Source organism: Marinobacter sp. JSM 1782161 (genome assembly GCF_011421605.1).
In the GTDB taxonomy this organism is placed as follows: Bacteria; Pseudomonadota; Gammaproteobacteria; order Pseudomonadales; family Oleiphilaceae; genus Marinobacter_A; species Marinobacter_A bohaiensis.
The window spans coordinates 98,272-109,027 of the sequence record NZ_WSSA01000007.1; the positions used below are offsets into that span (position 1 = coordinate 98,272).

A 10,756-nucleotide genomic window follows, 5' to 3' on the forward strand; every position below is an offset into this window, starting at 1 on the left:
GAAAGGAGAACACATGCTTCGGGTTGAATTACCGGCGCTCATCGGGCGCCTCAACGACATTTCCCGGGAGGCGCTGGAAGCCTCCGCCGCCCTGTGCATCGCCCGCCAGGGTGCGGAAATCACGCCGGCACACCTGCTGTTCAAGCTGCTGGAGACGCCGTATTCCGACATCCGCCTGATGCTGGACCAGGCGGGCCTCGACCACATGAGCCTGCAGCCGCTGGTGGGTGAGAGCCTGGAAGGCGGGCCGCAGGTGGCTGACGCCTATCCGTCCTTCTCGCCGCTGCTGATCGAGCTGATCCAGGACGCCTGGCTGCTGGCTTCCACCGAGCTGGAACACGGCCAACTGCGCTCCGGCCCCATTTTCCTGGCGCTGCTGATGAACGCCGACCGCTACCTGATGCCGCGCCTGGCGCGGGAACTGGACGGCTTCAACCGCGAGCACCTCAAGCGCCAGTTCGCCACGGTGACCCGCGGTTCCATCGAAGAGCCGGTGGCGGACGCCGAGGGCGGCCCGGCGGCGCCCCGGGCGACGGACGAGTCCATGCTCAGCCGCTACGCCTCGGATTTCACCCAGCGTGCCCGCAACGACGAGCTGGACCCGGTGCTGTGCCGGGACGCCGAGATCGACCAGATGATCGACATTCTCTGCCGTCGCCGCAAGAACAACCCGATCGTGGTGGGCGATGCCGGCGTCGGCAAAAGCGCCGTGGTGGAAGGCCTGGCCCTGCGCATTGTCGCCGGGGAAGTGCCGGACCGCCTCAAGGACGTGGCCCTGTGGGCCCTGGACCTGGGCGCCATGCAGGCCGGCGCCTCGGTGAAAGGCGAGTTCGAGAAGCGCCTGAAGGGCGTGATCGAGGCGGTCAAGGAATCGCCGACGCCGATCATCCTGTTCATCGACGAAGCCCACACCCTGATCGGGGCGGGCAACAACGAGGGCGGATCCGACGCCGCCAACCTGCTCAAGCCGGCGCTGGCCCGCGGCGAACTCTGCACCGTCGCCGCCACCACCTGGCGCGAGTACAAGAAGTACTTCGAGAAGGATCCGGCCCTGAGCCGGCGCTTCCAGCCGGTGGCCCTGGGCGAGCCCACCACCGATCAGGCGGTGCACATCCTGCGCGGCCTGCGCCCGGTGTATGAGAAATCCCATCAGGTGCTGATCGACGATTCCGCCCTGACCGCCGCCGCGTCCCTGTCCGCCCGTTACCTGGCCGGTCGCCAGCTGCCGGACAAGGCCATCGACGTGCTCGATACCGCCGCCGCGCGGGTCAGCCTCAACCTGAGCACCCCGCCGCGCCGGCTCAGCCACGTGCGCAGCGAGCTGCACCAGCTGCGGATGGAGCAGGAACTGCTGGAGCGCCAGAGCCACCTGGGCCAGGACACCGACCGCGAACGTCACGACGGCGTGGCCACCGAGGTGGCGGCGCTGGAATCGGAAGCGGCCGAGCTGCAGGAACGCTGGGAAAGCCAGCGCGAGCTCGTGGCCAAGCTGGTCGACGTACGTGAGCGTTTGCTGACCCCGGAATCGTCGGAAGAGAAGGGTGAAGGCGGCGAAGACAGCGAAACGGCAGAGGCCCCGCTGGACGCCGATACCCTGCGCCAGGAAGCCGCCGCCCTGCAGCAGGAGCTGGATCAGCTCCAGGCCGACGAGCCGCTGGTGCACGCCCTGGTCGACACGCGGCAGGTGGCGGAAGTCATCGCCGACTGGACCGGCATCCCGGTCAACCGCATGACCGCCGACGAGCTGCAGAAGATCACCCATCTGCCCGATCACCTGGAAGCCCACATCAAGGGCCAGGACCCGGCCATCGCCGCGCTGCACCAGCACCTGCTGACCGCCCGCGCCGACCTGCGCCGCCCGGGCCGCCCGATGGGCGCCTTCCTGCTGGTGGGGCCGTCCGGCGTGGGCAAGACCGAAACCGTGGTGCAACTGGCCGATCTGCTGTACGGCGGCCGCCAGTTCCTGACCACCATCAACATGTCCGAATACCAGGAGAAGCACACCGTTTCGCGCCTGATCGGTTCGCCGCCGGGCTACGTCGGCTTCGGCGAGGGCGGCATCCTGACCGAGGCGATCCGCCAGAAACCCTATTCGGTGGTGCTGCTGGATGAAGTGGAAAAAGCCCACCCGGAAGTGCTCAACCTGTTCTATCAGGCGTTCGACAAGGGCGAGCTGGCGGACGGCGAAGGCCGTCTGATCAACTGCCAGAACGTGGTGTTCTTCCTCACCTCCAACCTGGGCTACGAAACCATCGTCCAGCACGCCGAACGTGACGGCGAGTTCGACGCTTCGGCCCTGGATGACGACCTCTACCCGGTACTGGCCGACTTCTTCAAGCCGGCGCTGCTGGCGCGGATGGAAGTGGTGCCGTACCTGCCACTGGGCGAGGGCACCCTGGATCGGATCGTGGGCGACAAGCTGGAACGTCTGGCGGATCAGATCCGCGATCGCTACCGCACCGAGGTGGTGCTGGAAGACGGCCTGGTGGCGGCGGTGCGCAGCCGTGCCACCCGCAGCGAGAACGGCGCGCGCATGCTCGAGTCCATCATCGAGGGCGAGCTGCTGCCGCCGGTGTCCCTGGCGCTGCTGGAAAAACTGGCCGCACGGGAGACCGTCAGCGAGGTGCGTCTGGGCATCGCCGACGGCCGCTTCACCGGGACGGTCAGCTAAGGACACGTTATGGGACGGATGCAGATGGAACTGCACACCGGGATTGACCTGGCCGTGGAGCTGGTGGGGCAGCGCGACCGCGCGACCCTGTTGGCCTGCGCCACGGCGCAACTGGAGCGGGTGTTCGGCCTGAGCCGCTGCTGGGTGCTGGAGCTGGACGCCAGCGGCCGGACCCTGCTCTGCCCGGCGCTGGACGCCGAGCTGGCGTTCGAATGCGACGACTTCTCGCACCCGTTCGCCCACGTGTTGCGCGAGGGCAAGGCCCGGGCGCTGTCGTCGGCGGCCTGCGCGCGGCTGGATCACGCCGGCCTGAGCCGACTGTTCCAGGCCAGCCGCGGTGCCGATTCCCTCTGGATACAGCCGCTGCGCTCGGCGGATCAACGCACGCTGGGCATTCTCGTGCTGTGCGGCGTCGACCCGGTGTGGGACGCGCTGGTCGCCCAGCCCCTGTTCGACGGTCTGCTGTCGCTGATCACCCTGCAGTGGGTGGCGCACCGGGATCGGGACGACCGCCTCTGGCAACAGCGCCTGCTCAGCCGCTCGCTCAGTTCCCTGCGCGACAACGAGACCGAGCGCCAGAAGAGCGACCAGTTGGCCCGCTCCCTGGTGGGGCAGTCCCGCGCCATGGCTGATCTGCGCGGGCAGGTGATCCGCGCGGCGGGCAGCCAGCTGTCGGTGCTGGTGCAGGGGGAAACCGGTTGCGGCAAGGATCTGGTAGCACGCGGCCTGCACGATTTCTCCGAGCGCAGCGACGGGCCCTTCGTGGTGGTCAACTGCGCGGCGATTCCCGATAGCCTGCTGGAAAACGAGCTGTTCGGTCACGCCAAGGGCGCGTTTTCCGGCGCGGATGCCGCCAAGCAGGGCCTGCTGGCCCAGGCCGATGGCGGCACCCTGTTCCTCGACGAAATCGGCGACATGCCCATGGCGTTGCAGTCCAAGCTGCTGCGGGTGCTGGAAACCCGCCAGTTCCGGCCGCTGGGCGCGCGCGACGAAGTGCATTCCGATTTCCGCCTGGTGGCGGCGACCCACCAGCCGCTGCAGGAACGGATCGGCGACGGCGCCTTCCGTCGCGATCTGTTTTACCGTCTCAGCCAGTTCCCGCTGCGGGTCAAGCCGCTGCGCGAGCGCCCCGAGGACCTGGAACAGCTGTGCCGCCACTTTGTGCGGATCTACCGCGAGCGCGAGGGACGTGGCCCGCTGGGGATCAGCAGCCACGCCCTGGAGCACCTCAAGCAGTACGCCTTCCCGGGCAACGTGCGCGAGTTGCGCAACGTGATCGAGTTTGCCTGTGTGCAAACCCCGGCGCAGGAAGACATCCAGGCCGAAGATCTGCGTCTCGACGCCCTGGCCGCGTCGGAGGAAACGGACGGCGAGCTGGACCTCGATGACGCGCCCGTGCCCCAGCCGGGTGTACCGGCCCTGCACGACATTGACGACCTGCGCGCCGCCGCGCAGGCATTCGAAGCCGCCGTGATCAGCGCACGTCTGCGCCAGTACGGCGGCAATCGGGCCCAGGCGGCGGAAAGCCTGGGGCTGCCCAAACGCACGCTGGCCCACAAGTGCCAGAAGTTCAACGTATCGGAGGCCGGATGACCACGCGTCCGCGTTTATTGATGTTTGCCGCGGCCCTGGCTGCCGTATCCGGAATCACCCACGCCGCTGGCTCAGATCACGCCAAGGCCAGCGGAGGCGACACCCTGACAGCGGCTCAGGCCTGCACCGCCAAGGTCGCGCGCCTGGAGCGCCTGGCCTGTTTCGACGACGTGTTCGACACGCCGGTGCGCACCCTGGAAGAGCAGCAGGCCGCGCTGCCGGCGAAGAAGCCCGCAGTATGGGTGGCCGCCTACGCCCAGGAACAGGCCCGCACGCCAGAAGACAACGCCCTGCAGCACGACGGTGACGCCGGCAAGCTGGTCACCGTGCCGGCGCTGGGTGCCGTGCCGCCGCGCCCGCTGCTGACGGTGCGCTGCCACAACGACATTACCCGCTTCGCGCTGATGCTGCCCAAGGCCAGCTCGGCGGAGCGGGTGCCCCTGGAGCTGGACGCCGACGGCCGCATGCAGGCACAGACCTGGCGCGTGCGCGATGACGGCTACGTGATCAGCGGCGGGCGCGGGTTGCCGGCGATCCGCACCGTACGCCAACTGGTCAATGCGCAGCGGCTGACGCTGCACAGCGATGAATCCGCCCTGGACGGACTCATGTTCGACCTCAGTGGCTTCCGTCAGGCCCTGGCGCCGCTGCGCGCCGAGTGCGGCTGGTAAACCGACCCGAACGAACAGGACGTTGGCAACGATGCAGGCAGTAGAACAACATCCCTATGTCGAACCGGTGCTCTCGCCGCTGGCAGGGGAGTCGCCCCAGGGCCAGTTGCTGGAAGAAGACCCGACGCTGGAATTCCTCGACGGCGAGATCATGAAAATGGGCTCCCTGTCCCACGGCGAGATCGAGTGGGACAAAGTGGAGCAGGAAGCGCTGCGGCTGCTGTCGGACATCTCCAAGGACCTCAAGGTGCTGGGCTTCCTGCTGCTGGCGCTGCAGCGCGGCGGCAGCGGAGAACGCTTCGCCCTGTCCATCCACCTGCTGTGCGAGGTGATGCAGGGCTGGTGGACCGACGCCTGGCCCTATCCCGGCGCCAAGGGCGCGCGCCCGCGCAAGATGATGTTCGCCCAGATGATGCAGCGCGCCGGCGCGGAAGTGGGGCGCCTGAGTTTCGACAGCGCCGTGGGCGACGGCCGCCAGTACTGCCTGGACCGGCTGGACCGCCTCAAGGCGCTGGCGGAGGCCGAATCACTGGCCACCGACGGCATCGATGACCTGCGCCACGCCATCACCAACCTGCCGGAAGTGGGGCAGGTGGCCGAAGCACCGGCGGCGCCCGCGAGCACCCAGGAAACGCCGGCCCGACGCGGCGGTGCGGCGACCACGTCCTCCGGTGCGTCCGGCAGCCTGGGCAGCGTGACCCTCGACCCCAAGGACGAGCGCGCCACCCGTCAGAGCCTGCTGCGCGTCGCGGACCTGCTGACGGACCTGGAACCGGGCTCGCCGCTGGGCTACCAGATGCGCCGTTTCGCCATCTGGTACAACATCACCGCCACCCCGCCGGCGCGCAAGGGCGGCCGCAGCGACCTCGCGGCGGTCAGCTCGGACCGGGTGTCGGAATACCGCGAGAGCCTGGGGCGCGGCGTGGACATGAACCTCTGGGGCCGCATCGAGCAGAGCCTGTCGGTCAGCCCGTTCTGGCTGGAAGGGCATTACCTCAGCGCCCAGGCCGCCGAGCAGACCGGCCACCCCAAGTGCGCCGAGGCCATCCGCAACGCCCTCAAGGGCTTCATCGACCGCCTGCCCGCGCTGGCGGACATGACCTTCTCCGACGGCTCGCCGTTCCTGCCCAAACCGGTGCGTGAGTGGTTGCTGACCAGTTCGCCCGGCGGCGCCGGCAAGCAGGGGCGCGGTGCCGACTGGCACAAGGCCTACGAAAAGGCCCAGGACGTGCTTAAGCAGGACGGTCTGGCGCCGGCCATGAAACTGCTGGAAGACGGGCTCAGCAAGGCCAAGGAACCGCGCGCCCAGTTCTACTGGCGTCTGATGAGCGCCGAGCTGTTGCGCGACAGCGGCATGAAGGCGCTGGCCAAGCAGCAGTTCGGCGACCTGAAGCAGCAGGCGTCCGGCCGCACACTGGAAGACTGGGAGCCGTCGCTGGTGGCGCATCTGGAGCGACTCACCTGATGACACCGACACGCACATGGACAACCGTTTCAACCGGGGGCGCCACCGCGTCGCCGCACAGGGAAAGCAGGAAGTAAAGGCATGGATATCCGTAGCACGTTAGTCAAGATCGGCAAGAAGCTCTGGCCGTTCATCCGTACCGGCGGCCCGATTGTGCTGGCTCTGGGCTTCGGCCTGCTGGTGGCCGCCATCTGGTGGCTGGGGCCAACCTGGGAGTGGCGCGAACAGACGCCGCTGGCCAGTTGGCAGACCCGCGCCCTGGCAACCCTGGGGCTGGTGCTGATCGTCGCCGTCCTGTGGGGATGGATCCTGTCGCGTCGCCTGAAGAAGGTGGACCAGGCCCAGTCCGAGGCCCGCGAGGAGGAAGAGGACCCGATCCTGGTGTACGAGCGCCGCCAGACCCGGCTGCTCAACCGCAACCTGGCGTCCCTGCGCGACAACATCCGCGGCCGCAACCGCATCTACCGTCTGCCGTGGTACCTGGCGATGGGCCTGGAGGACGCCGGCAAGACCAGCCTGATCCAGCGGTCCGGCCAGACCTTCACCCTGACCAACGTGACCCGCAACCGCCAGACCGAGCGCAACCCGCTCGGCTTCGAGTGGTGGATCAGCGACGACGCCGTGGTGATCGACCCTGACGGTGAGCTGATGAGCCAGGACGGCGGTTCCGCCAACGGCGGCAGCATCCAGCAACGTCTCTGGAAGCACTTTATCGCCTGGCTGGAAGAGAGCCGCCCGCGCCGGCCGCTCAACGGCGTGATCCTGACCATCGACCTGGCGTACCTGAGCTCCCTGGGCGAGGCCGAGCGCCGCACCCAGGCGGTGGTCCTGCGTACCCGCCTGCGCGAACTGATGGAGCAGATCGGCTCGCGCCTGCCGGTCTACGTCAGCTTCACCAAGCTGGACATGTTGCACGGCTTCACCGCCTTTTTCCGCAAGCTCAACAAAGCCGAGCGCGAGCAGCCGCTGGGCTTCACCTTCGAGCTGGAATCCCTGCAGGATCCGGATCAGTGGCTGGATCAGTTCGAGGCGGCGTTCCACAAGCTGGTGGACCAGGTCAACGCCCGCGTGCCGCAGTTGATGTCCGAGAGCCGCGAGCCGGAAGAGCGCGCCGCGATCTACTCCTTCAGCCGCCAGATCTCCGGCCTGATGCCCATCGTCCAGCAGTTCCTGACCGAAATGCTGGCGGCGGACGCCTTCTCCACCCCGGCGCTGGTGCGCGGCGTCTACTTCACCTCCGTCTACCAGGAAGGGGTGCCCGAGGACGCCTTCATCTCAGCCACCGCGCGCCACTATGGTCTGGCCGATGCCATCCAGCCGGCCCAGCGCAGCGGCCAGTCGATGACCTATTTCAGCGAGAAGCTGTTCCCGGAAATCATCTACCCCGAGGCGGGTCTGGCCGGTGACAACGTGCGCGTCACCAAGCAGCGTCGCCGCAACCTGGTGACCGTGGCCGTGGCGGCCGTAGTGGCGGGCCTGGGCCTGAGCGCCGGCTGGCAGCACTACTTCGTCAAGAACGCCGACGCCGCCCAGATGGTGGTGGACCGGGTGCACGGCTTCCTCGACAACTACCAGCCCGCCGGCCAGGAGCGCGACACCACCGGCCGCAACCTGCTGGAACCGCTGGACCAGCTGCGCGCCGCCACCCTGGCGTTCGGCGACTACCGCAACCAGTGGCCGCTGGTCGCCGACATGGGCCTTTACCAGGGCGACGTGGTTGGCCCGGAAGTCGATAAGTCCTATCTCGACATGCTCAGCTACCAGTTCCTGCCGGCGCTGATGTCGGGCGTGATGCACGAGATGAACCAGTTGCCCGAGGGCAGCGCCGACCGTCTGGCGCACCTGCGCGTGCTGCGCATGCTGTACGACGCCAGCGGCCGTCGCAACGACATCGTCGACGACTACATGGCGCGCTACTGGCAGACTAAGTTCCCGGGGCAGCGTTCGGTGCAGGACCGCCTGAACAACCACCTGGAATACGCCATGAACTACACCGACCTGGCGGATCGCCAGGCTCACGGTGACGTGGCCGCCGACACCGCCCTGGCGCCGTTCCAGAACAGCGTCAAATGGGCCCAGGACGAGCTGGGCCAGATGGCCACGCCGGATCGGGTCTACGATCAACTGCGCCATCGCGGCCGCCTCGACCTGTCCGCGCCGCTGGATCTGCGGGCCCTGGGCGGGCCGGCGTTCCAACTGGTGTTCTCGGAAGTGCAGGACGGCCCGCAGGCCACTGACAGCGCCATGGACGTGGACAGCGATCCGCTGCGCATCCCGCGTATGCTCACCGGCGACGGCATGAAGAACTACTTCGTGCGCGAATCCGAGGAGATCACCGAGCTGGCCCTGGTGGACGCCTGGGTACTGGGCCGTCGCGCCGATGTCGATTTCAGCAAGGCCGACGAGCAGCAACTGCAGGGTGAGCTTCGCAAACACTACGCGGAGGATTACGCCCAGTCCTGGCGCGGAGCACTCAACCACGTAGCCATCCGCGACTTCGAGGATCTCAACGATGGCGTGCGCGTGCTGGAGAACCTGACCGGTACCCGCCAGCCGATGGTGGAGCTGCTGTCGGAAGTGAACGCCAACACCCAGATCTACCCGCCGCAGACCCAACTGCCGGAAGAGCAGCGCGAGGCGTTGGTGAACTCGCCGGCGTACCGCATGGCGCAGAACATCGAGCAGCAGTTTGAAGGCCTGCACGGCCTGTTCCTGAAGGACGGCGACGCGCCGACCCAGATGGAGGAAGTGCAGAAGGTGCTGGGTTCATTGCACGACTACCTGCGCTCCATCCAGGAGTCGCCGGACAGTGGCAAGGCCGCCCTGGCCGCGGCCCGCGACCGCCTGACCCTGGAAGGCGCGGACCCGATCTTCACCCTGCAGCGCATGGCGCGTGGCATGCCGGCGCCGGTCGACCGCATGCTCGACAAGGTCGCCGCGGAAAGCTGGCGCGTGGTGTTGGACCAGGCCATCGCCCAGTTGGAGCGCCAGTGGTACGACGAGGTCTACCAGCCGTTCCAGCAGAACCTGGCGCGCAACTACCCGTTCAGCAGCAACGCCGGACGTGACGCCGCGCTGCAGGACTTCGAGCGCTTCTTTGCGCCGGACGGCACCCTGGATACCTTCTACAAGGACAAGCTGAAGCTGTTCCTGGAAGACCATCCTGAGCACGTCAGCCTCGGCAAGCGCGCGACGCTGATCCGCCGCGATGTCATGGCCGCCATCGACCAGGCCGAGCGCATCCGTCAGGCGTTCTTCACCCGCAAGGGCAGCCTGGATGTGGAGTTCGCGCTGGAGCCGGTCAACCTGTCGTCCAACAAGCGTCGCAGTGTGATGAACGTCGACGGCCAGCTGGTTGAATTCAGTCACGGCCCACGGCAGAGTATTCCGCTCATCTGGCCGAATACGCTGCGCGACAGCGTCGAGAGTGAAGTCACCCTGGTGCCGGTGGAAGTGAACCGTTCGCCGCGCAGCCAGATCGCGCGCGGTCCCTGGGCGTTCTTCCGCCTGCTGGACAAGGCCGACATCACCGGTGTCAGCGCCAGCGCCGTGGACGTGAAGTTCAACCTGGACGGCGGCAGCGTCCAGTACCGGCTGCACGCCGCCGGTGGCGTCAACCCGTTCACGCAGCAGATGCTGGCGGGCTACGAAGTGCCGCGCAGCCTCTATTGAGGACGTCGCAATGGATCACTTCGTGACATAGCAGCGAAGATCCGTAAACGGTCGTATTGTGGTCCCGGCTCTGCCGGGCCACACTGTCGATCCATGTTTGGGAAGGAACCCGGCACTGTCCTGACGGGCAGTGCGAGGAGTAGGGAGAGCAGTCATGGCTAAGAACGTCGTACTTCTGGGCGATATCGGCACCGATCACGAAGGTTATCCGCCCACCCCCGTCATTGCCGCCAGCAGCACTGTCCTGATGGACGGCAAGCCCGTCGCCCGCCAGGGCGATCCGCTGGCACCGCACACCAAACCCCATCATCCGCTCCACCCGCGCAAGATTGCCGGCGGCAACGGCACCGTGCTCGTGGAAGGCAAGCCCATTGCCCTGACCGGCCACGCCGTCGATTGCGGTGGTGTGGTGATCGGCAGCGGCTCCGGCGTCAGCCGCTAAACGCGGCTCGCTGGCCGAATCGATAAAGCGCCCGGAGCCGGAACGCGCCGGGCGGCTGGATACCTGGATTCTTTAACCCGGATCATTCAAGGACGACACCATGCCCCAAGCCACCGGCCTGCAGTTCACGGCCCGCCTCGGCAGCCTGCCGGACGACACCTTCGCGGTGGTCGAGTTCGAGCTGACCGAGCGCCTGTCCCAGCCCTTTGTCCTGACCCTGAAGCTGGCCAGCTCGTTTGCCG

Annotated in this window: 6 protein-coding genes; all 6 read left to right on the forward strand. The window is 67.5% G+C overall.

The window, feature by feature from the left end; genetic code table 11:
* The first annotated feature begins 13 nt into the window (after positions 1-13).
* A complete protein-coding gene (gene tssH / locus GQB00_RS21645; protein WP_165857764.1) occupies positions 14-2,671 on the forward strand; it encodes a type VI secretion system ATPase TssH in 2,658 nt (885 codons plus the stop codon).
* 9 nt (positions 2,672-2,680) lie between these two features.
* Positions 2,681-4,264 carry a sigma-54-dependent Fis family transcriptional regulator gene (locus tag GQB00_RS21650; protein ID WP_228276984.1) on the forward strand — a complete coding sequence of 528 codons (1,584 nt, stop codon included), beginning with the start codon at positions 2,681-2,683 and terminating at the stop codon, positions 4,262-4,264.
* Entirely contained in the window at positions 4,261-4,935 is a 675-nt protein-coding gene (gene vasI, locus GQB00_RS21655; RefSeq protein ID WP_165857765.1) for a type VI secretion system-associated protein VasI, read from the forward strand. The genes GQB00_RS21650 and vasI overlap by 4 nt, the downstream gene beginning before the upstream one ends.
* A gap of 31 nt (positions 4,936-4,966) precedes the next feature.
* Positions 4,967-6,400 (forward strand): type VI secretion system protein TssA, encoded by a 1,434-nt coding sequence (gene tssA / locus GQB00_RS21660; protein ID WP_165857766.1) that lies wholly within the window; start codon positions 4,967-4,969, stop codon positions 6,398-6,400.
* An 81-nt stretch (positions 6,401-6,481) separates the two neighbouring features.
* Positions 6,482-10,072 (forward strand): type VI secretion system membrane subunit TssM, encoded by a 3,591-nt coding sequence (gene tssM, locus GQB00_RS21665; protein WP_165857767.1) that lies wholly within the window; start codon positions 6,482-6,484, stop codon positions 10,070-10,072.
* Between the two features lie 154 nt (positions 10,073-10,226).
* Entirely contained in the window at positions 10,227-10,514 is a 288-nt protein-coding gene (locus GQB00_RS21670; protein ID WP_111498571.1) for a type VI secretion system PAAR protein, read from the forward strand.
* Positions 10,515-10,756: the final 242 nt, after the last annotated feature.

Bases quoted from the DNA above. Each gene is read 5' to 3' on its own strand.
- tssH (WP_165857764.1), top strand. From the start codon at position 14: ATGCTTCGGGTTGAATTACCGGCGCTCATCGGGCGCCTCAACGACATT.
- GQB00_RS21650 (WP_228276984.1), top strand. From the start codon at position 2,681: ATGGGACGGATGCAGATGGAACTGCACACCGGGATTGACCTGGCCGTG.
- vasI (WP_165857765.1), top strand. From the start codon at position 4,261: ATGACCACGCGTCCGCGTTTATTGATGTTTGCCGCGGCCCTGGCTGCC.
- tssA (WP_165857766.1), top strand. From the start codon at position 4,967: ATGCAGGCAGTAGAACAACATCCCTATGTCGAACCGGTGCTCTCGCCG.
- tssM (WP_165857767.1), top strand. From the start codon at position 6,482: ATGGATATCCGTAGCACGTTAGTCAAGATCGGCAAGAAGCTCTGGCCG.
- GQB00_RS21670 (WP_111498571.1), top strand. From the start codon at position 10,227: ATGGCTAAGAACGTCGTACTTCTGGGCGATATCGGCACCGATCACGAA.